This window comes from Pseudomonas sp. GL-B-19, from assembly GCF_019956415.1.
In the GTDB taxonomy this organism is placed as follows: Bacteria; Pseudomonadota; Gammaproteobacteria; order Pseudomonadales; family Pseudomonadaceae; genus Aquipseudomonas.
Genome location: NZ_JAHBDK010000031.1, coordinates 185,311 through 206,080 on the forward strand (window position 1 = coordinate 185,311; position 20,770 = coordinate 206,080).

A 20,770-nucleotide genomic window follows, 5' to 3' on the forward strand; every position below is an offset into this window, starting at 1 on the left:
TATACGAGGCCACGCGCGCCTCTGAACGGGATATTTAGGAGTCTTTTATGGCCGTCGCCCTGAGCACCCTGGTCGAAGAAGCCGACCGTTACCTCGCCAGCGCCAAAATTGCCGATTACTGCCCTAACGGCCTGCAGGTCGAAGGCCGACCGCAAGTGATGCGCATTGTCAGTGGCGTCACCGCCAGCCAGGCGCTGCTGGACGCTGCCGTCGAAGCCCAGGCCGATCTGGTGCTGGTGCATCACGGTTATTTCTGGAAGGGCGAAAACCCGTGTATTACCGGCATGAAGCAGCGTCGGTTGAAAACCTTGCTCAAGCACGACATCAGCCTGCTGTCCTACCATTTGCCGCTGGATCTGCACCCGGAAGTCGGTAACAACGTGCAGTTGGCCCGGCAGTTGGATATCACCGTCGAAGGCCCGCTGGATCCAGACAACCTTAAAGTCGTCGGCCTGGTCGGTTCGTTGAGCGAGCCGATGACGGCGCGTGATTTCGCCCGTCGTGTCCAGGAAGTCATGGGCCGCGAGCCGCTGCTGATCGAAGGCAGTGCGACGATTCGCCGGGTAGGCTGGTGCACCGGTGGCGGCCAGGGTTACATCGACCAGGCGATTTTGGCCGGTGTCGATCTGTACCTCAGTGGCGAGGCCTCCGAGCAGACTTTCCATAGCGCCCGGGAAAACGACATCAGCTTCATCGCCGCCGGCCACCACGCCACCGAGCGTTATGGCGTACAGGCGCTGGGCGATTATCTGGCGCGCCGGTTTGCCCTCGAACACATCTTCATCGATTGCCCGAACCCGATCTGATGACCGACCTCCCTTGTAGGAGCAAGGCTTGCCCGCGATAGCGATCTCAAGGATGCCATCGCGGGCAAGCCTTGCTCCTATGGGGGATAGCCATTCAACGGCCCAAACGAGGGGGTATATTCATATACCCTTTCGATCTAGCTGGCGTCCTGATTAGAAGAGGTCGCTGTGCTAGGATTCCTCGCTCGAACACGGCCCGCTGGCCGTCCATAAGATCGTTTTCGTGAGTAGCCATGGTCGACAAACTGACGCATCTGAAACAGCTGGAGGCCGAAAGCATCCACATCATCCGCGAGGTCGCCGCCGAGTTCGATAACCCGGTGATGCTGTACTCCGTCGGTAAAGACTCCGCCGTGATGCTGCACCTTGCGCGCAAGGCATTCTTCCCGGGCAAACTTCCGTTTCCGGTGATGCACGTCGACACCCAGTGGAAGTTCAAGGAAATGTACGCGTTCCGCGACCGCATGGTTGAAGAACTCGGCCTTGACCTGCTGGTGCACGTCAACCCTGACGGGGTTGCGCAGGGCATCAACCCGCTGACCCACGGCAGTGCCAAGCACACCGACATCATGAAAACCGAAGGTCTCAAGCAGGCCCTCGACAAGTACGGTTTCGATGCCGCTTTCGGTGGTGCCCGTCGTGACGAAGAGAAATCCCGTGCCAAAGAGCGCGTGTATTCCTTCCGCGACACCAAGCACCGCTGGGACCCGAAAAACCAGCGTCCGGAGCTGTGGAACGTCTACAACGGCAACGTCAACAAGGGCGAATCGATCCGCGTGTTCCCGTTGTCGAACTGGACCGAACTGGACATCTGGCAGTACATCTACCTCGAAGGCATCCCGATTGTGCCGCTGTATTTCGCCGCCGAGCGCGACGTTATCGAGATGAACGGCACCTGGATCATGATCGACGACGAACGCCTGCTCAATCACCTGAGCGATGAAGACAAGGCGCGCATCGTCAAGAAGAAGGTCCGTTTCCGTACGCTCGGCGACTACCCGCTGACCGGTGCGGTCGAGTCCGAGGCGACCAGCCTGACCGACATCATTCAGGAAATGCTCCTGACGCGAACTTCCGAACGCCAGGGCCGGGTCATCGACCACGATGGCGCAGGCTCGATGGAAGAAAAGAAACGTCAGGGTTATTTCTAAGGGGTTGTCATGTCGCACGTATCTGATTTGATCAGCGAGGACATCCTCGCCTACCTGGGCCAGCACGAACGCAAGGAAATGCTGCGCTTTCTGACCTGTGGCAACGTCGATGACGGCAAGAGCACCCTGATCGGGCGCCTGCTGCACGACTCCAAGATGATCTACGAAGATCACCTGGAAGCCATTACCCGCGACTCGAAAAAAGTCGGCACCACCGGCGATGACATCGACCTGGCCTTGCTGGTCGACGGCCTGCAGGCCGAGCGTGAGCAGGGCATCACCATCGATGTCGCTTACCGTTACTTCTCCACCGCCAAACGCAAATTCATCATCGCCGACACCCCCGGCCATGAGCAGTACACCCGCAACATGGCAACCGGTGCGTCCACCTGTGACCTGGCGATCATCCTGGTCGACGCCCGTTACGGCGTGCAGACCCAGACCCGTCGCCACAGCTTTATTGCTTCGTTGCTGGGCATCAAACACATCGTGGTTGCCATCAACAAGATGGACCTCAATGGCTTCGACGAAAAAGTCTTCGAGTCGATCAAGGCCGATTACCTGAAGTTCGCCGAAGGCATCGCCTTCAAGCCGACCACCATGGCCTTCGTGCCGATGTCGGCGCTCAAGGGCGACAACGTGGTGAACAAGTCCGAGCGCTCGCCGTGGTACACCGGCCAGTCGTTGATGGAAATTCTTGAAACCGTCGAAATCGCCAGCGACCGCAACTACACCGACCTGCGTTTCCCGGTGCAGTACGTCAACCGTCCGAACCTGAACTTCCGTGGCTTTGCAGGCACCCTGGCCAGCGGCGTCGTGCACAAGGGCGACGAAGTCGTTGTGCTGCCGTCGGGCAAGAGCAGCCGCGTGAAATCCATCGTCACCTTCGAAGGTGAGCTGGAGCATGCAGGTCCGGGTCAGGCAGTGACACTGACCATGGAAGACGAAATCGACATCTCCCGCGGCGATCTGTTGGTGCACGCCGACAACCAGCCGCAAGTGACTGACGCCTTCGACGCCATGCTGGTGTGGATGGCCGAAGAACCGATGCTACCGGGCAAGAAATACGACATCAAACGCGCCACGACGTACGTGCCGGGTTCGATCACCAGCATCGTCAACCGCGTTGACGTGAACACCCTGGAAGAAGGTCCGGCCAGCGCCTTGCAGCTGAACGAGATCGGTCGGGTCAAGATCAGCCTCGATGCGGCCATCGCGCTGGACGGTTACGCGAGTAACCGCACCACCGGTTCGTTCATCGTCATTGATCGTTTGACCAATGGCACCGTCGCCGCCGGGATGATCATCGCTCAGCCAGTGGCGCATGGCAGCAGCACGCACCATGGCAAACTCGCTCACGTCGCCACCGAAGAACGCGCGCAGCGCTTCGGCCAGCAACCGGCCACCGTGTTGTTCAGCGGCCTGTCGGGCGCTGGCAAAAGCACCCTGGCTTACGCGGTTGAACGCAAACTGTTCGACATGGGCCGTGCGGTGTTTGTGCTGGATGGTCAGAACCTGCGTCATGACCTGAACAAAGGTCTGCCACAGGATCGCGCCGGGCGTACCGAGAACTGGCGTCGTGCGGCGCACGTTGCGCGTCAGTTCAACGAAGCCGGTCTGTTGACCCTGGCTGCATTCGTTGCGCCAAATGCTGAAGGTCGTGAGCAGGCCAGGGAGCTGATCGGCAAGGAGCGTTTGCTGACTGTTTACGTCCAGGCCTCGCCGACCGTTTGTGCTGAACGTGATCCGCAAGGGTTGTACGCCGCTGGTGGCGACAACATCCCGGGCGACTCCTTCCCGTACGACGTGCCGCTGGACGCTGACCTTGTGGTCGACACCCAATCGCTGTCGCTGGAAGAAAGCGTCAAGCAGGTGCTGGATCTGCTGCGTAGTCGCGGCGCGATCTAAGCGTTAGCCGGTCATAAAAAACCCGCCGATGAGTGATCATCGGCGGTTTTTTTTGTGCCCTTGGAATCGTTTTCGCTGGCAAGCCAGCTCCTACAGTTGAGCGTATTTCCCTTGTAGGAGCTGGCTTGCCAGCGAAGAGGCCCGAACAGGCACTCTATTGCTTAGGTGGATACTCGCGATGCATCTGCTCCAGCAACGCATCCTTGTCCAGCCACAACTGGTTGATCCACCCCTGAAACTGCAATCGATACTCCCCATCCTGGTCGTAGTTCTTGCCTATAAACTGCGGCGGAATCTTCAGTTCCTGAAAATGCACGACAACATCCTTCACATTCCCGCAGAGCAAATCCCAATACCCCGGACGCCCGCCCGGATAGTGAATCGTTACGTTGACGATGGACTCCAGCTGCTCACCCATCGCATCCAGCACAAACGCAATGCCGCCAGCCTTGGGTTTGAGCAAATACTTGAACGGTGATTTCTGCTGCGCATGTTTGCCTTCGGTGAAGCGGGTGCCCTCAACGAAGTTGAAAATCCCCACCGGGTTGTTGCGAAACTTTGCGCAGGTCTTGCGGGTGGTTTCCAGGTCTTTGCCTTTTTTCTCCGGGTGCTTTTCCAGATACGCCTTGGAGTAGCGCTTCATGAACGGAAAGCCCAGCGTCCACCACGCCAGACCAATCACCGGCACCCAGATCAGTTCTTGCTTGAGGAAAAACTTCAGCGGCTGGATGCGTCGGTTGAGCACGTATTGCAGCACCATGATGTCGACCCAGCTCTGGTGGTTGCTGGTGATCAGGTACGAGTGCTGATAGTCCAGACCTTCCAGGCCGCTGAGGTGCCAGCGGGTGCGGCAAACCAGGTTCATCCAGGCTTTGTTGTTGCTGATCCAGGCCTCATGGGTGTGGTTCATCAGCCAGAGTGTGAAGCGTTGGGTAATGGCGAACGGCAGCGCCTTGAAAATCGCCACGCAGAACAGAAACGAGCACAGCACAATGGTATTGAGGACCAGCAACAACGATGCAATCACGCCGCGCGCGGCGGCAGGCAGGAGATCCAGCATTTAAACATCCATAGGTCGGTTGGCTGCCTGGATCGCGGTCAATGCGATCGTGTAGACGATGTCATCGACTTGCGCACCGCGCGGCAAGTCGTTCACCGGTTTGCGCAGGCCTTGCAGCATCGGGCCGAGGCTCACGCAATCGGCACTGCGCTGCACGGCTTTGTGGGTGGTATTGCCGGTGTTCAGATCGGGGAACACGAACACCGTGGCGCGACCGGCGACCTGGCTGTTGGGTGCCAATTGCCGGGCCACGGTTTCGTTGGCAGCGGCGTCGTATTGCAACGGGCCGTCAATCAACAGCGAGTTTTGCTGTTCGTGGGCGAGCAACGTTGCTTCGCGCACTTTCTCGACTTCTTCGCCACTGGCGGACTCACCGCTGGAATAGCTGATCATCGCCACACGCGGGGTGATGCCGAACGCGGCGGCCGAGTCGGCGCTTTGCAGGGCGATTTCGGCCAGTTCGCTGGCACTCGGATGCGGGTTCATCACGCAGTCGCCGTAGACCAGTACTTCTTCCGGAAACAGCATGAAGAACACGGACGACACCAGGGTGCAGCCCGGCGCGGTCTTGATCAATTGCAGGGCCGGGCGAATGGTGTTGGCGGTGGAGTGAATGACGCCGGACACGAGGCCGTCGACTTCATCCAGCGCCAGCATCATGGTGCCGATCACCACGGTGTCTTCCAGTTGCTGCTCAGCCATTGGCGCGTTGAGGCTTTTGCTCTTGCGTAGCGCAACCATCGGCTCTACGTAGCGTTCGCGGACCAAGTCCGGGTCAAGAATCTCCAGCCCCGGTGGCAACTCGATACCCTGAGCGCGAGCCACGGCTTCGACGTCCGCCGGTTTGGCCAGCAGCACGCAACGGGCAATGCCACGCGCCTGACAAATCGCCGCCGCTTGCACGGTCAGCGGCTCGCTGCCTTCTGGCAGCACAATGCGTTTGTTGGCCGCCTGGGCGCGCTGGATCAATTGGTAGCGGAATACGGCGGGCGACAGGCGCATCTCACGCGGGGTGCCGCAGCGCTGGTGCAGCCAGTTGGCATCGAGGTGGCTGGCGACGAAATCGGTGATGATCTCCGCGCGTTCGCGGTCGTCGATCGGGATTTCCTTGTTCAAACCGTTCAACTGATTGGCGGTGTCGTAGGAGCCGGTGCTCACCGACAGCACCGGCAAACCCGCCTGCAACGCGCCACGGCACAGGTCCATGATGCGCGGGTCGGGCAGGGTGTCGCTGGTCAGCAGCAGCCCGGCCAGGGGTACGCCGTTCATGGCGGCGAGGCTGACGGCGAGGATGATGTCGTCGCGATCACCGGGCGTCACCACCAGCACGCCGGGCTTGAGCAGCTCCACGGTGTTACGCATGGTGCGGGCGCATATGATGATGTTGGTCATGCGCCGGGTTTCGTAATCTCCGGCATTAAGGATTTGTGCGCCCATCAAATCCGCAACATCGCGAGTGCGCGGGGCGTTCAATTCCGGCCGGAACGGAATGCAGCCCAGCAGTCGGAAATCACCGCTGCGCAGCAATGGCGAGTGTTCCTTCAAGCGCGTGGCGAAGACGTCCATGCTTTCGTCGGTCTTGACCTTGTTAAGGATCACGCCGAGGACTTTCGGGTCTTTCGGCCCGCCGAACAATTGCGCCTGCAATTCCACGCGACCGGAGAGTTCGGTCAGGGCTTCGCTTTCCGGTGCGGAGACCAGAATCACGTCGGCATCCAGGCTCTTGGCCAAATGCAGATTGACCCGCGCGGCGTAGCTGGCGCTGCGGGTCGGGACCATGCCTTCGACGACCAGCACATCCTTGCCGACGGCGGCTTGCTGATAAAGCGTGATGATTTCTTCGAGCAGCTCATCCAGCTGACCATCGCCGAGCATGCGCTCGACATGTGCCAGGCCCAGCGGCTGAGGCGGCTTCAAGCCGTGGGTGCGGGCCACCAGTTCGGTGGAGCGTTCCGGTCCGGTGTCACCCGGATGTGGCTGGGCAATCGGTTTGAAAAAACCGACCTTGAGGCCTGCACGCTCAAGCGTGCGTACCAGCCCGAGGCTGATGGAGGTCAGACCCACACCAAAGTCGGTGGGTGCAATAAAAAAAGTTTGCATGCGGATTCTCTAAAGGTGCATGGCAATGGTGACGATCTATGTCTGGTCGTCTACCGAAATTCAGTCGTCAAGGTTATCGCTAACCGGGCCTTGTGCGCACCAACCGCATTCAAAGGGCTGGCCTATTTTTTCAATACGTTGCGCGGGGTCCAGGACCCAGGCGCGCGATTGCCACGGTGGCTGGTGGCGCAGGTGCTGGGTGTGGCCGCAGGAAAGCTCGGCCACCCAATGCCCGTCCTCATCCTGATGGAATCCGGTGACCGTTACGCCAGGCGCCTCGAACCTTCTGTCCGGGTTGTGTTCGCTTTCGGACGATTGCTTCGCTAAACTTGGCCTTTCTTCACTCTTATGCAAAAGGTCTCGCCCCATGCTGATCGCCGCCAATAAGGCTGTCTCCATCGACTATACCCTGACCAACGACGCTGGTGAGGTCATCGACAGCTCCGCCGGTGGCGCGCCGCTGGTCTACCTGCAAGGCGCAGGTAACATCATCCCGGGCCTGGAAAAGGCTCTGGAAGGCAAAACCGTCGGCGACGAGCTGACCGTAGCCGTTGAACCTGAAGATGCCTACGGCGAATACGCTGCCGAACTGGTCAGCACCCTGAGCCGCAGCATGTTCGAAGGCGTCGATGAACTGGAAGTGGGCATGCAGTTCCACGCTTCCGCTCCGGACGGCCAGATGCAGATCGTCACCATTCGCGATCTGGACGGCGACGAAGTCACCGTTGACGGCAACCACCCATTGGCCGGTCAGCGCCTGAATTTCCAGGTCAAGATCATCGACATCCGTGATGCTAGCCAGGAAGAAATCGCTCATGGTCACGTCCATGGCGAAGGTGGCCATCACCACTGATTTTCTGCGCTAAGCTCAGAGAACTGGAGAGGCGCCCGAGGGCGCCTTTTTAGTCCGCGGCTGTCCTTGGTGGCATACCAAGTGGCTGTTTCGAGAAGAACACGGGAATTTGGAGTTCGTCATGAGTGCTTTTCACGACCTTAAGTTGACAGCCTTGGATGGACAGGAACTACCGCTGGCGCCCTTCAAGGGGCAAGTCGTGCTGGTGGTCAATGTCGCCTCCAAATGTGGCTTGACCCCACAGTACGCGGCGCTGGAGAACCTTTACCAGCAATACAAAGGTAAAGGTTTCAGCGTGCTGGGCTTGCCTTGCAACCAGTTTGCCGGGCAGGAGCCAGGTTCCGAGAAAGAGATTCAGGAGTTTTGCAGCCTCAACTATGGCGTGACCTTTCCGTTGTCCAGCAAGCTGGAAGTCAACGGTCATGAGCGTCATCAGTTGTATCGCCTGCTGGCGGGCGAGGGTGCGGAATTCCCGGGTGACATTACCTGGAACTTCGAAAAATTCCTGCTGGGCAAGGACGGTCGTGTGCTGGCGCGGTTCTCGCCTCGAACGTCGCCGGATGATCCGACCGTCGTTCATGCCATCGAAAAAGCACTGAGCTGACATCCTCCTTGTAGGAGCTGGCTTGCCAGCGAACGCGGCGTATCTGACACACCGCATCGCCTGATTCGCCAGCAAGCCGGCTCCTACAATATTTACGAACTTTTAGGCCTTAATCACTGCAATCAATAGTGCTATTCAATACGCTGCGCTCCCCATATTATCATCGTCATAAAATCATTCCCCGTGGAGCGTCCCATGCCCGTCAAAGCCCTGTTCAAACCGTTCCATCTCGGCACCCTTGAACTGCCGACCCGTGTCGTCATGGCGCCGATGACCCGTTCGTTTTCGCCGGGTGGCGTGCCCAACTCCAAAGTGATCGAGTACTACCGTCGTCGCGCTGCTGCCGGTGTGGGTTTGATCATCACCGAAGGCACGACCGTCGGTCACAAGGCCTCGAACGGCTACCCGAACGTACCGCACTTCTACGGAGAAGCGGCGCTGGCCGGCTGGAAGAAAGTCGTCGACGCCGTACATGCCGAAGGCGGCAAGATCGTTCCACAACTGTGGCATGTCGGCAGTGTGCGCCGTATCGGCACCGAACCGGACGCCAGCGTTCCGGGTTACGGCCCGTCGGAAAAATTGAAAGACGGTCAGGTCGTGGTTCACGGCATGACCAGGCAAGACATCCAGGACGTGATCGCCGCGTTCGCCCAAGCCGCCAAAGATGCCCAGAGCATTGGCATGGACGGCGTGGAAATCCACGGCGCCCACGGTTATCTGGTCGACCAGTTCTTCTGGGAAGGCAGCAACCAGCGCACCGACGAGTACGGTGGCGATCTGGCGAACCGTTCACGGTTCGCGATCGAGCTGATTCAAGCCGTGCGCGCGGCGGTCGGCGAAGGTTTCCCGATCATCTTCCGCTTCTCCCAATGGAAGCAGCAGGATTACACCGCGCGTCTGGTGCAAACCCCGCAAGCACTGGGTGAATTCCTCAAGCCGTTGTCCGATGCCGGCGTGGACATTTTCCACTGCTCGACACGCCGTTTCTGGGAGCCTGAATTCGACGGCTCCGAGCTGAATCTGGCGGGCTGGACCCGCAAACTCACTGGCAAACCGACCATCACCGTGGGCAGCGTTGGCCTGGATGGCGAGTTCCTGCAATTCATGGTCAACACCGACAAGATCGCCCAACCGGCCAGCCTGGAAAAACTGCTGGAGCGTTTGAACAACGAGGAGTTTGACCTGGTGGCTGTGGGTCGTGCGTTGTTGGTCGATCCGGACTGGGCGCAGAAAGTGCGCGACGGGCGTGAAGAAGACATCCTGCCATTCAGCCGCGAGGCATTGATGAGCTTGGTTTAAGCGGCGCCTGGAAGGGCCTCTTCGCGAGCAGGCTCGCTCCCACAGTGGTTCTGTGTCGTTCACAAATCCAATGTGGGAGCGAGCCTGCTCGCGAAGACGGACACAATGTCACCGAAGAGTCAGGATAAGGTCTGTGCCTCAGGTACCACCACTTCCCGGACACAAGCCCCCCGCAACTGCCCCTCAAACTGCTCGATAATCGCCGCCCAACCCTGCCTGCTCGCATGTTGGCGCGCATTCAACCGCACGCAACGCAACGTCTCGCGCTCTTCCAGCAGCCACACTGCCGCCTCGCAGAACGCCTCTTCATCCCCCGGCATTGCCAGCACGCCGCTGTAGCCATGGCGAATATGCTGGGCCGCAGCCGCCTGGTCGTACGCGACCACACCCAATCCCGACGCCAGTGCTTCAAGCACCACGTTGCCAAAGGTTTCGGTCATGCTCGGAAACAAAAATACATCGCCTGACGCATAGTGACTGGCCAACGCTTCGCCCCGTTGTGAACCGCAGAAAACCGCCTCGGGCAGTTCCTGCTCCAGCGCCGTTCGTTGCGGGCCGTCGCCGATCACGATCAAGCGTAGGTTGCGCTGTGGATAAGTGGATTTCAGCACGTCGAAACTGCGCTTGAGCAAGCCCAGGTTTTTCTCGGGTGCCAAGCGCCCGACATGAATGACTGCAATGTCATCTTCGGCCAATCCCCACTGTTCGCGCAGCGATATCAGCCTTTTGCTCGGATGAAACAATTGGCTGTCGACACCCCGAGAGAGCAATGCCAAACGCTCGAATTGCCGACGCTCAAGCTCCATCCGCTGGCTGGGGCTCGGCACCAGTGTCAGGGTCGAGCGGTTGTGGAACCAGCGCAGGTAGTGAGTCAGCAATCGGGTCAGGACCCCCAGCCCGTATTGGCTGGAGTATTGCTGAAAGTTGGTGTGAAAACCGCTGACCACCGAGATCCCCAGCCGCCGTGCTGCGCGTAACGCCGACAAGCCCAGTGGCCCTTCGGTGGCGATGTACAGCACGTCCGGGCGATGCCGCGTCCAGCGCCTTAGCAGCTTGTGCATAGACGACTGGCCCCATTGCAAACCGGGATAACCTGGCAGCGGCCAGCCGCGACACAACAGCAAATCATCGTCACTGCTCAACAGCTGATCACACACCTGACGTGGCCGCACCAATTCCACCTGATGCCCACGCGCGCGCAAGCCATCGCACAAGCGACCAAGGGTATTGGCCACGCCGTTGATTTCCGGTGGGAATGTTTCAGTGATCAGGGTGATATGCAGAGCTGTCGTCATGACCTCAGTGTCGGCTGAGGCCATGTCTTGGTTATTTCAGAGCGATGATGGATTTGTGACGATCGCCGGCTTTACGTCGACGTATTTTTGTCGGCTGGTTCAGGTGGAGGATGAGCAACAGAACGCGCGATTTCCGACAGAGATTTATAATCAGGAGCTGCATGCGGCGAGTCCCAGGTTCGCTGACCCAGAGGCAGTATCCACTTAATCAGATCTGACCAGACCGCTTCAGGAGGGAGGTAGTCAGGTTCGTCTGCCCAGACCTGAATGCCCGCACCCGCCATAGTTGGAATATTCGGAGGAATCACCGTTATTTCCCTTCCTGCCTCGGCGATGAAGTAGTTGGGACGCCAAACATCATAGATTCCATGAGGCGAATGTTTGGGGTGGATTACATTCTCCCAATCCTTGCGAATGATGAAGTAAAAGTCGCCGTGAGAGTTCTTCACGGTGTAGCCGGCATCAACTAATTCCTTCGCACTCATCTCGTTACGACCGCCAATCGAACCCCACAGGCTCCAGCATTCGATTTCTACTGTTTTGTCCAGATTGATAGCCGCATTTCGATTGACGGCTCCGTCGTTCCAGACCCGCGCGATTTTGCCGTTTTCCTGGACAAGCTTGGCAAGGTCGTTGACGAAGAATCTCACGGCATCCTCTGAGGTCGCGTTGGGATTGCCGGATTCTTGACGCGCATACTGCGCTAATTGTGGCGTGTTGTTGTGGCTGATTGGACTGAGAAAATACTCGTCAGCCCCCAAATGCAGATAGCGGCTGTTCGGGAACATGTTGAGCAGATCGCTGACCAGAGTTTTGAGAAAGTCTCGAGCAGCTTGGATGCTGAAGTCGAGCGCCTTCGAAACAATCGTGCCGTTCGAGAGCTCAAGTTGAAACTCTGGCCTGTTACGCAGAATCCAATTCATATGCCCGGGTGTTTCAATCTCAGGGATGACGTCAATGTGATAAGAGGCAGCGGTGTCGAGAATGTCCGTGAGTTGCGCTGCAGTCCAGGCTTCGGGGCTGGCGATGTCGCAGAAGGAAGGGAAGTTTACCCGTACCCCCTCGTTATCCGTCAGGTGCAAATGCAGCATATTGAGTTGGTTCCAGGCCATCTCGCGTAACAGGTTTTTCATCCATTCGACACTGTAATACTTGCGTCCCACATCAATCATTACCGAGCGTTCGGCGTAGACCGGGGCATCGATGATTACCGCTGCAGTGAGTGTCGAAGAAACCCAGGCTGCTTTATTCAGGGTCGTCAATGCCCGGGCCATGGCCTTTAGCGTTGCTGCGTAGACTTGAACAGTTTCCAGGATATCGATCCGGTAACACTCACTTTGCCCATTGGGAGGGATCGGTACGCTCCCCGTGATTGGCGCCGTCAGTGTCAGGTCTACATCACCAGCATGCTGAGTTCTTTCGGACTTGAGAAGAATGGTGGGCGGTTTTTCAAGTCCGGCTGCCCCTGCGAACCCGAAAGCTAAACGCGTTGCCAAGGGCCGCAGGTTTTCGCTTTGGATAAAAATTATCGTGCTCGCACTGATAGTAAATGGAACGCCGTTTACTTCGTCCGCAGCATTCAGGACAGCAGGGCTGAAGCTGGTCCATGGAAAGCGCTTATCGTCGAGGGTGGGGGGAAGTCGTCTTGATTTGTTATTCATTGGTCTGATCTCCAAGTGACAAGGAAGGATTCGACCCGGACAACTTGGATATTCTCAACGCGGGTGAGCCAACGTTCTATTAGCTATAGAAATCAGTTTGCTGACTACTGTCAGAAATAACAGGTCGGAAGACTCACTCATGAAAAAACATGGCAGTGACCCATCAAACGGCCCCGAGAGAACTGGTGCAATTTTCAATGCTGCAATGGCGATCGGTCACTTTTCCAACGCTTCCGCGCCGCGCTCACGCACCCAGAACAACGTCGCCCCGGCCACGGCGGCCGGCATCATCAGGATGTTCACCACCGGGATCAGCAGCACCAGATACACGCTGCCGCCAAAGCTCATGCTCTGCCAGCGTTTCTGCCGCAGCCAGGCGAGCATTTCGTTCCAGCCCAGCTTGTGGTTGTCCGCCGGATAGTCGATGTACTGGATCGCCATCATCCACACCCCGAACAGCAGCCACAGCGGTGCGGCAATGATGTTCACCACCGGGATAAAGGACAGGATGAACAGCCCGATTGCCCGTGGCAGGAAATAGCCGAGTTTGCGCATCTCCCGGGCCAGGGTGCGCGGGATCATGGCGGTCAGCTCGCCCCAGCTGAAGGCCGGGAAATCGTCGGTGCCACGCACCACCACTTCGACTTTTTCCGCGAGGAAGCCGTTGAAAGGCGCGGCGATGACGTTGGCGAGCATGGTGAAGGTAAAAAACACCATCAACACCACCAGCACCACAAAAATCGGCCAGAGGATGTAGTTGAGAAAACTCAGCCAGTCGGGCAGGGTCGGCATCAGCGTATCGACCCACAGGCTGAATTGATGGCCGGCCAGATAAATCAATCCGACGAACAGCACCAGGTTGATTGCCAGCGGCAATAACACGAATAAACGCAGGCTGGGGCTCAGAACCAGCTTGAGGCCTTCGCGCAGGTATTGCGGTCCGGACAGGACAGGTGCGGGCATAACGTGCTCCGGGCAGAGGTAATCGCGCCGACCTTACCGGCTTTGCCAGAAGGGGGAAAGCGCGGCAGTGGAATCGACATTCACTGTAACAAAGACGTCTTTATAGTCTCGGCAGTGGGATAGAGACCACCTATGAGCTGGATTGTTAAACCGTATTTCCTTAATCTTCGCCCCCTCGATACGCTGCACCCAATCTTTTTGCAGGACTGTCGTTCTCAAACCTTCCCCAAGGTCAACCACGGTCCTTTTTTATTCCCGCCGGCAACCCGGCGTTCCGCGCCCGGTGTTCAGGGCCGGTCAACAGGAGCAGGTCATGTCTGAAGCCCGTCATTCGCGAGTGATTATTCTCGGTTCCGGCCCTGCCGGTTACAGCGCTGCGGTCTATGCCGCCCGTGCCAACCTCAAGCCACTGCTGATCACCGGCATGCAAGCCGGCGGTCAACTGACCACCACCACCGAAGTCGACAACTGGCCGGGCGACGTCCACGGTCTGACCGGCCCGGCGTTGATGGAGCGCATGAAAGAACACGCCGAGCGCTTTGAAACCGAGATCGTTTTCGATCACATCAATGCCGTGGACTTCGCTTCCAAGCCGTACACCCTGGTCGGCGACAGTGCGACGTACACCTGTGACGCTCTGATCATTGCGACCGGCGCCAGCGCTCGTTACCTGGGCCTGCCGTCCGAAGAAGCGTTCATGGGCAAAGGCGTTTCGGCCTGCGCGACCTGCGACGGTTTCTTCTATCGCAACAAGCCTGTGGCTGTGGTCGGCGGCGGCAACACCGCTGTTGAAGAAGCCCTGTACCTGGCCAACATCGCCAGCAAGGTGACCCTGATCCACCGTCGCGAAACCTTCCGCGCCGAGAAGATCCTGATCGACAAGCTCAATGCCCGGGTTGCCGAAGGCAAGATCGAGCTGAAATTGAACTCGAACCTGGACGAAGTACTGGGCGACAACATGGGCGTGACCGGTGCTCGCCTGAAGAACAACGACGGCAGCTTCGACGAGCTGAAAGTCGACGGCGTGTTCATCGCCATCGGCCACACCCCGAACACCTCGTTGTTCGAAGGTCAGCTGACGTTGAAAGACGGCTACCTGGTGGTGCAAGGCGGCCGTGAAGGCAATGCGACGGCGACCAGCGTCGAAGGTATCTTTGCCGCCGGTGACGTGGCTGACCACGTTTACCGTCAAGCCATCACCTCGGCCGGCGCTGGCTGCATGGCAGCACTGGACACTGAGCGTTACCTGGACGACCTGCAGAACGCCAAGTTCTGAGATCGTTGAAATGAAAAAAACCGGCTTTCAGCCGGTTTTTTTGTGCTCGCGATAGCGGTGTATCAATCGACATCAATGTTGAATGATAAATTGCCATCGTCGGAACGCCGCCCGGAGCCGGCTCGCTCCCACAGGGGAAGTGTGGGACCTTCAGCCCTTGAGCCGCTCTTGGACATAGTCCATCACCTTCAGCGATTTATAGATCGCATTGGCCGCCACTCGACCAAACGGCCCGCCATTCCAGTCCAGCAGGTAAGGCTTGAACAACTCATGGCGCGCACTTTCCCCGCACACGGCTTCGGCAATCACCCTGCCGCCGATTGAGCCGGTATTCAAACCGTGACCACCAAAAGAAGTGCAGGCCCAGACGCCCGGTTCCAGTAGCCCGAGGTTGGGCATTTTATTGGTGGAGTAACCCATCAGGCCGGACCAGGCCAATTCGATTTTTGCCGGAGCCAGTTGCGGATAAACCGACACCATGTCGGCCTTCAGCATGGCTGCAAGCGCTTTCTCATTCTGTTCGTTGCGGGTGGTAATGCGTCCGCCCCAAAGCAGGCGGTCACCTTCGACGATGCGATAGTAGTCCGAAGCTCGACGGTCATCGGAGAAGGCCGCACCGGAGTCGAGGACGTTTTTGATCGAGTCGCCCAAGTGTTCGGTCAACACCACGTAGGTGGCGATGGGCAGGTAAGCGCGGCTGAGTTTTTGCAGCTCAGGGCCGCCATAACCGCCCGCGCAAAACACCAGATCTTTGCAGCTTACGGTGCCACGCGCGGTCTTGACGATTTTGTCGTTACCTTCGCGATGCCAGGCGAGCATTTTCGATTGCTCGAAAATTCTGCCACCAGCCGTTTCAATGGCATGGGCCAGGCCCAGGCAATAATTGAGCGGGTGGAAGTGCATGGCGTTCGGATCTTCGACGCCTTGGAAATAGCGCAAGGTGTGAGCCCGTTCGCGGACCTGGGCGGTATCGAGGTAGTTGAGTTCATAACCGAAGTCGCGGCGCATGGTTTCGATGTGGTTTTTCACACCAGCGCCGTCGTCGTAGCGCTTGACCCGAATCGTGCCAGCGGATGGCGCGCAACCGGGCAAAGCCAGTTCGATAATATTGCGGCGGACGATCTCCACACCTTCGGCCGACATCTGGAATAGCGCCCTGGCGTGTTCCAGCCCAAGTTTCTTGCGAATCGCTCCAGACCCCTCAGCCCAACCCGGTGAGACCACGCCGCCATTGCGGCCGGACGCGCCCCAGGCCACCTGATTGGCTTCAAGGATGATCACGCGCTTGCCGCGACGGGTCAGCTCCAGGGCAGCAGTGAGACCGGCGATACCGGCACCGATGATGCACACATCGCAGGTTTCGTTGGTGTTCAATTCTGGCCTGGCTGCGCGTGGCAGCGAGGTTTGGGAATACCAGGTGTTGGGGAAGGACATGGTCAATCCTTGAGAAATGGCCAGTAAATTATGCGTACGTCAAACATTGTGGGAGCGAGCCTGCTCGCGAAAAAACGCAAGGGCGACGCGGGCATTCAGCAAAGCCGTGTCATCGTTGACGTCCATCGCGAGCAGGCTCGCTCCCACAGTGGACAGGCGTACTACTTGAGAGTCGAGTAATCCACGCCGTACCACTTGTCCGACAGCTTGGTCAGCGTGCCGTCCTTGTGCATCTCACCGATGATTTCACCCAGCTTGGCTTTTAGCTCCGGGTCACCCTTGTCGGTGGCAATGGCCAGCGGCTCATAAAACACCACAGCGTTGTCGACGGCGCGCAGTGGATAGCCTTTCTTGACGGCGGCATCCAGGGTGCTGCGTTGCGTGAGGATTGCGTCCAGCCGGGTGCCATCGCCCAGGCGCAGATCGTCGAGCGGGCCGACGGAGCCGGCGTAGGTCTTCATTTTTTCGGTTTTTACGTCGTAGACAACTGGCGGTACGTCAGTGGTTTCGATGGCCAGCGCCTGGCTGAAATAGTCTTCTGACGTAGTGCCGCCTTCGACGCCGATGGTTTTGCCATTGAGTGCTTTGTGGTCGGAGACCGTGGATTTGTTGTGCACCGCAAACACATAAGGCACGTAGTAATAAGTCCCGGGGAAATCGAGAATCCGCGCACGACTCTTCGTCGCGGTCATCGAGCCCACAGAAACATCCCAGCGGCCATTCCACTTGCCTGCGGTAATCACATCCCAGTCGGGTGTGATGAATTTGGCCTCGACGCCGAGACGCTTGGCAATTTCCTTGGACACATCGATATCAAAACCGTCGATTTCATTCTTGTCGTTGATGAATCCCTGCGGTGGCCAGGTCGCCGACGTGGCAACGGTCAACGTCTTGCTGCTCTGGATTTTGTCTAGCACGGCACCGGCATTGGCGACGCCGACAAACAACAGTGACAAGGAGGCTGCGAGGGTGATTGCGTGTTTCTTACTGAGCATGTCCATCTCCACTTCTCGTTATTGTTATGCGGGGGTAAAGCGCTTCTCAGTGACCGATGATTTGCGACAGAAATTTCTGCGCGCGTTCGGTCTGCGGGTTGTTGAAAAACTCGGCAGGGGTGGCTTGTTCGATGACCTGTCCCTGATCCATGAACAGCACCCGGTCGGCTACCTTGCTGGCAAAACCCATTTCGTGGGTCACGCAGATCATGGTCATGCCGTCGGTGGCCAATTCGCTCATGACGTCCAGCACCTCGTGGACCATTTCCGGGTCCAGCGCGGAGGTCGGTTCGTCGAACAGCATCACTTTGGGATTCATGCACAGCGCCCGGGCAATCGCCACGCGCTGCTGCTGACCGCCGGACAGTTGCGAGGGGTACTTGTCGGCATGCTCGGCAATTCGTACGCGTTCGAGATAAACCAGCGCGCGTTTTTTCGCTTCGGCGGATGACACGCCCTGTACCAGTTGCGGGGCCAGCGTCAGGTTATCCATCACACTCAAGTGCGGGAACAGGTTGAAGCTCTGAAACACCATGCCGATTTCGCTGCGTACGGCGCTGACACTTTCCGCTTCGCTGGTGAGGGTGATGCCGTTGACTTGTATGTGGCCTTTCTGAAAATTTTCCAGGTGATTGATGCAACGAATCATCGTCGATTTGCCCGAGCCTGACGGCCCGCACACCACCAGAATTTCGCCGGTGGCGACGTTCAGGTCGACATCGCGCAAGGCGTGAAAATTGCCGTACCACTTGTTCAGGCCAGTGATCGAAATCATCGCGGGGCCAGGTTTTACAGCCGCGGCCAGGTCGAGTTGTTCAGCGGTATTGGTTCGAGTCATCGCGTATCAGCCCCTTGCCGTGGAACGGTTGACCCGTTTTTCGATTCGCGCCTGCACCCGTTCGAGAATGAACGACAGCGCCCAGTAGATCATCGCCGCAGTGATCAACATCTCCAGGTGGCGGAAGTCTGCCCGACCCTGGGTCTTGGCCAGGTACATCAGTTCCCAGACGCCGATCACCGACACCAGCGAACTGTCCTTTAGCATGGCGATAAACTGATTGCCGGTCGGCGGAATAATCACCCGCAAGGCCTGGGGCATGATCACGCGGCTGAGGGTTTTGAACGGGCTGATGTTCAGGGCACGCGAAGCTTCCCACTGGCCGACCGGAATGCTCTGGATACCGGCACGGAAAATTTCGGTCATGTAGGCGCCATAGCACAGCGACAGCGCAAGGATGCCGGCCGGCACCGCGTCAACCACATAGCCGAGTTGCGGCAGGCCCAGGTAAATCAGGTAGATCTGAATCAGCAGCGGCACGCCGCGAAAGAACGAGGTGTAGAACGAGGCGAGGGCATTGGCCAAGCCATTGTTCGACAACTTGGCCACTGCGCCGATCAACGCCAGCACAAACGCGATCACAATGGCCAAGGCGGAGATGTACAAGGTGGTGGCAGCGCCCTGGAGGATCAGGAAGCCGACTTTGTCGAGAATGAAACTGTAGGAGAGGTCGAAGGTATCGAAGAAAGCGAGAAACAGGATCAGCAGCTCGACCCACACCACGGTGGTTTGCACCTTGAACTTCAAGCGCCCGAGGACATGGAAGTTCAGCGTGCCCAGTGCCGCAATACCAAGGCCGATGGCGATGTTGCGAGCGGTGAGGCTGTCCGGGGCATTGCCTAGCAGCGGTTGCAGAAAATGGCTTAGGGCGCTGTTGCCCAGGTTCATCAGGTAGGAGCCGAGGAACAGCACCACGGCGACGGCGAGCAGGAATTGAGGATCGTTGGACTTTTTCTTATAAATTATATTGTCGTGATACATGACTGCCTCAATGTGTAGGTGGTGATGATCTCGCTAAGTAAAGGGGGTTTTAGTCAGTATTGCGGTGCGGATTCGGGGACAACAAGCGAACTTAATTCGCTATGTCAGTCCCTGAACTCATTTGCTATCAAGACAGTTTGGCGAGGCATGCCTCAAGGATGTCCAGCCCTTCCTCCAGCACCGCCGCTTCGGTGGTCAATGGCGCCAACAGTCGGATGATGTGGCGCGACTTGCCGCTGGGCATCAACAGCAAACCGGCGTCTCGTGCCAATGCCAATAGTTGCGTCAACTGGGCCGACGCCGGCGTGCCATCGGCATTGATCAGCTCGATGCCGCGCATCGCACCCACGCCGGTCAAACGACCCAGATACGGTGAAAGTTTGCTGTCGCGCCAGGCTTCGTAACGGCTGACAATCGCTTCTTCCTGCTGCGCGCCCCAGGCTTGCAAGTTGGCATCCGTCATTTCATCCAGCGTCGCCAGCGCGGCGGCGCAGGCGATGGGATTGCCCGAATAAGTCCCGCCCAGACCGCCCTTGGGCAAGGTGTCGAGCAACGCTTTACGCCCGACCACCGCACCGAGTGGCACGCCGCCGGCAATGCTTTTGCCCAGCAGGATCAAGTCTGGCTCGATGCCCAGTCGCGAGAACGCAAAACGCTGGCCGGTGCGGCCGAAACCGGACTGGATTTCATCAGCGATCAACAGGATGTTCTTTTCATCGCAGAACTTTCGCAGCGCTTGGGCAAATTCCACGTCCATCGTCAGGAAGCCCGCTTCGCCTTGCACCGGTTCGACGATAAAACACGCCACGTCATCGACGTCGATCTCGACGCTGAACAGTCGGTCCATGGCCTTCAAGGCGTCGGCGCAAGTTACGCCGTTGTCTTTGCTCGGATACGGCAAGTGAAACACCGGGCCCGGCAGCACGCCGACTTTCTGTTTGTAGGGGGCGACCTTGCCGTTGAGGTTGAGGGTGGCGAGGGTACGGCCGTGGAAGGCACCGTCGAAGGCGATCACGGCGGTGCGGCCGGTTGCACCACGGACGATCTTCAGGGCATTTTCCGCCGCTTCCGCGCCGCTGTTGGTGAGCATGCCGCTGACCGGGTAGTCCACCGGAATGAACGCAGTCAGGCGATCCATCAGCTCGATGTAAGGCACATGCGGGGCGGCGTTGAATGCGTAGTGGGTCAGTCGCGTGGCTTGTTCGCGAATGGCTTCGACGATGCGCGGGTGGCAATGGCCGAGGTTCAGTACGCCGATGCCGCCGACGAAGTCGATGTAACGCTTGCCATCGGTGTCCCAGACCTCGGCATTTTTGCCGTGGCTGAGCGTGACAGGATGAACGATGTTGATCGACTGGCTGATGGATTCGCTGCTCATGGATGACCGACTCTGAAGAAGGGATGCTTCTTTTTATCTAAGCCGCGAGCAGCGTTACCCGGCAAACGAAATAAAGTTGCCGGGTCAATCTTAAAAGTCGGGATGTGGTGTGCCGCGACTGTAGGAGCACGCGGGCGGCGTTCCGACTTGCCGGCGATGGCGTCCTTG

18 protein-coding genes are annotated in these 20,770 nt (G+C 58.3%); 7 read left to right on the plus strand and 11 right to left on the minus strand.

Translation table 11 applies throughout. From position 1 onward, the window contains the following. The first annotated feature begins 47 nt into the window (after positions 1-47). From KGB06_RS13670 to cysN, 3 genes are all read left to right on the plus strand, one after another. Positions 48-806 (plus strand): Nif3-like dinuclear metal center hexameric protein, encoded by a 759-nt coding sequence (locus KGB06_RS13670; RefSeq protein ID WP_223516517.1) that lies wholly within the window; start codon positions 48-50, stop codon positions 804-806. Positions 807-1,039: 233 nt separating this feature from the next. Next, the gene (cysD, locus tag KGB06_RS13675; protein ID WP_007942729.1) at positions 1,040-1,957 is read left to right on the plus strand and encodes a sulfate adenylyltransferase subunit CysD; all 918 of its coding nucleotides are present in this window, start codon (positions 1,040-1,042) and stop codon (positions 1,955-1,957) included. 9 nt (positions 1,958-1,966) lie between these two features. Then, complete coding sequence (cysN, locus tag KGB06_RS13680) at positions 1,967-3,865, plus strand: sulfate adenylyltransferase subunit CysN (protein WP_223516518.1); 1,899 nt, start codon at positions 1,967-1,969, stop codon at positions 3,863-3,865. Positions 3,866-4,019: 154 nt separating this feature from the next. Here cysN and KGB06_RS13685 read toward each other — a convergent pair whose 3' ends face one another. Genes KGB06_RS13685 through KGB06_RS13695 form a run of 3 tightly spaced genes read right to left on the minus strand, consistent with a single transcriptional unit; the run spans position 4,020 to position 7,424 of the window. Beyond that, positions 4,020-4,925: an acyltransferase gene (locus KGB06_RS13685; RefSeq protein WP_223516519.1), complete on the minus strand. Its 906-nt coding sequence runs from the start codon at positions 4,923-4,925 to the stop codon at positions 4,020-4,022. Then, the gene (gene pta / locus KGB06_RS13690; RefSeq protein ID WP_223516520.1) at positions 4,926-7,025 is read right to left on the minus strand and encodes a phosphate acetyltransferase; all 2,100 of its coding nucleotides are present in this window, start codon (positions 7,023-7,025) and stop codon (positions 4,926-4,928) included. A gap of 60 nt (positions 7,026-7,085) precedes the next feature. After that, a complete protein-coding gene (locus tag KGB06_RS13695) occupies positions 7,086-7,424 on the minus strand; it encodes a DUF3565 domain-containing protein (RefSeq protein ID WP_223516522.1) in 339 nt (112 codons plus the stop codon). Here KGB06_RS13695 and KGB06_RS13700 point away from each other — a divergent pair. The 3 genes from KGB06_RS13700 (at position 7,393) to KGB06_RS13710 (ending at position 9,781) form a co-directional block, all read left to right on the plus strand. After that, positions 7,393-7,878, plus strand: coding sequence for a peptidylprolyl isomerase (locus KGB06_RS13700; RefSeq protein WP_223516524.1), 486 nt, complete (start codon positions 7,393-7,395; stop codon positions 7,876-7,878). The genes KGB06_RS13695 and KGB06_RS13700 overlap by 32 nt on opposite strands. Positions 7,879-7,999: 121 nt before the next feature. Next, entirely contained in the window at positions 8,000-8,482 is a 483-nt protein-coding gene (locus KGB06_RS13705) for a glutathione peroxidase (RefSeq protein WP_223516526.1), read from the plus strand. 195 nt (positions 8,483-8,677) lie between these two features. Beyond that, positions 8,678-9,781 carry an NADH:flavin oxidoreductase gene (locus KGB06_RS13710; RefSeq protein WP_223516528.1) on the plus strand — a complete coding sequence of 368 codons (1,104 nt, stop codon included), beginning with the start codon at positions 8,678-8,680 and terminating at the stop codon, positions 9,779-9,781. Positions 9,782-9,900: 119 nt separating this feature from the next. On the opposite strand, the gene KGB06_RS13715 is transcribed toward KGB06_RS13710, so the two are convergent. The 3 genes from KGB06_RS13715 to cysZ all read right to left on the minus strand — a co-directional run bounded on the left by KGB06_RS13715 (position 9,901) and on the right by cysZ (position 13,700). Beyond that, the gene (locus tag KGB06_RS13715) at positions 9,901-11,100 is read right to left on the minus strand and encodes a glycosyltransferase family 4 protein (RefSeq protein WP_223516529.1); all 1,200 of its coding nucleotides are present in this window, start codon (positions 11,098-11,100) and stop codon (positions 9,901-9,903) included. A gap of 47 nt (positions 11,101-11,147) precedes the next feature. Continuing rightward, positions 11,148-12,737, minus strand: a complete 1,590-nt coding sequence (locus KGB06_RS13720) for a family 20 glycosylhydrolase (RefSeq protein WP_223516531.1) — start codon at positions 12,735-12,737, stop codon at positions 11,148-11,150. A 216-nt stretch (positions 12,738-12,953) separates the two neighbouring features. Further along, the gene (gene cysZ, locus KGB06_RS13725) at positions 12,954-13,700 is read right to left on the minus strand and encodes a sulfate transporter CysZ (protein WP_223516533.1); all 747 of its coding nucleotides are present in this window, start codon (positions 13,698-13,700) and stop codon (positions 12,954-12,956) included. A gap of 313 nt (positions 13,701-14,013) precedes the next feature. Here cysZ and trxB point away from each other — a divergent pair, with 313 nt between their 5' ends. Beyond that, entirely contained in the window at positions 14,014-14,976 is a 963-nt protein-coding gene (trxB, locus tag KGB06_RS13730) for a thioredoxin-disulfide reductase (protein WP_223516535.1), read from the plus strand. Positions 14,977-15,126: 150 nt separating this feature from the next. On the opposite strand, the gene KGB06_RS13735 is transcribed toward trxB, so the two are convergent. The 5 genes from KGB06_RS13735 to KGB06_RS13755 all read right to left on the minus strand — a co-directional run bounded on the left by KGB06_RS13735 (position 15,127) and on the right by KGB06_RS13755 (position 20,602). Next, positions 15,127-16,410 (minus strand): NAD(P)/FAD-dependent oxidoreductase, encoded by a 1,284-nt coding sequence (locus tag KGB06_RS13735; protein WP_223516537.1) that lies wholly within the window; start codon positions 16,408-16,410, stop codon positions 15,127-15,129. A 161-nt stretch (positions 16,411-16,571) separates the two neighbouring features. Further along, complete coding sequence (locus tag KGB06_RS13740; protein WP_223516539.1) at positions 16,572-17,405, minus strand: transporter substrate-binding domain-containing protein; 834 nt, start codon at positions 17,403-17,405, stop codon at positions 16,572-16,574. 46 nt (positions 17,406-17,451) lie between these two features. Further along, the gene (locus tag KGB06_RS13745) at positions 17,452-18,243 is read right to left on the minus strand and encodes an amino acid ABC transporter ATP-binding protein (RefSeq protein ID WP_317849403.1); all 792 of its coding nucleotides are present in this window, start codon (positions 18,241-18,243) and stop codon (positions 17,452-17,454) included. Positions 18,244-18,249: 6 nt separating this feature from the next. Next, on the minus strand, positions 18,250-19,224 hold the full coding sequence (locus KGB06_RS13750; RefSeq protein ID WP_223516541.1) for an amino acid ABC transporter permease: 975 nt from the start codon (positions 19,222-19,224) through the stop codon (positions 18,250-18,252). Between the two features lie 127 nt (positions 19,225-19,351). Continuing rightward, positions 19,352-20,602 carry an aspartate aminotransferase family protein gene (locus KGB06_RS13755; RefSeq protein WP_223516543.1) on the minus strand — a complete coding sequence of 417 codons (1,251 nt, stop codon included), beginning with the start codon at positions 20,600-20,602 and terminating at the stop codon, positions 19,352-19,354. Between the last annotated feature and the right edge of the window lie 168 nt (positions 20,603-20,770).

Coding starts and splice junctions, on each gene's coding strand:
- cysZ (WP_223516533.1), bottom strand. CDS start 13,700: ATGCCCGCACCTGTCCTGTCCGGACCGCAATACCTGCGCGAAGGCCTC.
- cysD (WP_007942729.1), top strand. CDS start 1,040: ATGGTCGACAAACTGACGCATCTGAAACAGCTGGAGGCCGAAAGCATC.
- KGB06_RS13720 (WP_223516531.1), bottom strand. CDS start 12,737: ATGAATAACAAATCAAGACGACTTCCCCCCACCCTCGACGATAAGCGC.
- KGB06_RS13735 (WP_223516537.1), bottom strand. CDS start 16,410: ATGTCCTTCCCCAACACCTGGTATTCCCAAACCTCGCTGCCACGCGCA.
- trxB (WP_223516535.1), top strand. CDS start 14,014: ATGTCTGAAGCCCGTCATTCGCGAGTGATTATTCTCGGTTCCGGCCCT.
- KGB06_RS13715 (WP_223516529.1), bottom strand. CDS start 11,100: ATGGCCTCAGCCGACACTGAGGTCATGACGACAGCTCTGCATATCACC.
- KGB06_RS13695 (WP_223516522.1), bottom strand. CDS start 7,424: ATGGAGACAGCCTTATTGGCGGCGATCAGCATGGGGCGAGACCTTTTG.
- KGB06_RS13750 (WP_223516541.1), bottom strand. CDS start 19,224: ATGTATCACGACAATATAATTTATAAGAAAAAGTCCAACGATCCTCAA.
- KGB06_RS13740 (WP_223516539.1), bottom strand. CDS start 17,405: ATGCTCAGTAAGAAACACGCAATCACCCTCGCAGCCTCCTTGTCACTG.
- KGB06_RS13745 (WP_317849403.1), bottom strand. CDS start 18,243: ATGACTCGAACCAATACCGCTGAACAACTCGACCTGGCCGCGGCTGTA.
- cysN (WP_223516518.1), top strand. CDS start 1,967: ATGTCGCACGTATCTGATTTGATCAGCGAGGACATCCTCGCCTACCTG.
- KGB06_RS13685 (WP_223516519.1), bottom strand. CDS start 4,925: ATGCTGGATCTCCTGCCTGCCGCCGCGCGCGGCGTGATTGCATCGTTG.
- KGB06_RS13710 (WP_223516528.1), top strand. CDS start 8,678: ATGCCCGTCAAAGCCCTGTTCAAACCGTTCCATCTCGGCACCCTTGAA.
- pta (WP_223516520.1), bottom strand. CDS start 7,025: ATGCAAACTTTTTTTATTGCACCCACCGACTTTGGTGTGGGTCTGACC.
- KGB06_RS13755 (WP_223516543.1), bottom strand. CDS start 20,602: ATGAGCAGCGAATCCATCAGCCAGTCGATCAACATCGTTCATCCTGTC.
- KGB06_RS13670 (WP_223516517.1), top strand. CDS start 48: ATGGCCGTCGCCCTGAGCACCCTGGTCGAAGAAGCCGACCGTTACCTC.
- KGB06_RS13705 (WP_223516526.1), top strand. CDS start 8,000: ATGAGTGCTTTTCACGACCTTAAGTTGACAGCCTTGGATGGACAGGAA.
- KGB06_RS13700 (WP_223516524.1), top strand. CDS start 7,393: ATGCTGATCGCCGCCAATAAGGCTGTCTCCATCGACTATACCCTGACC.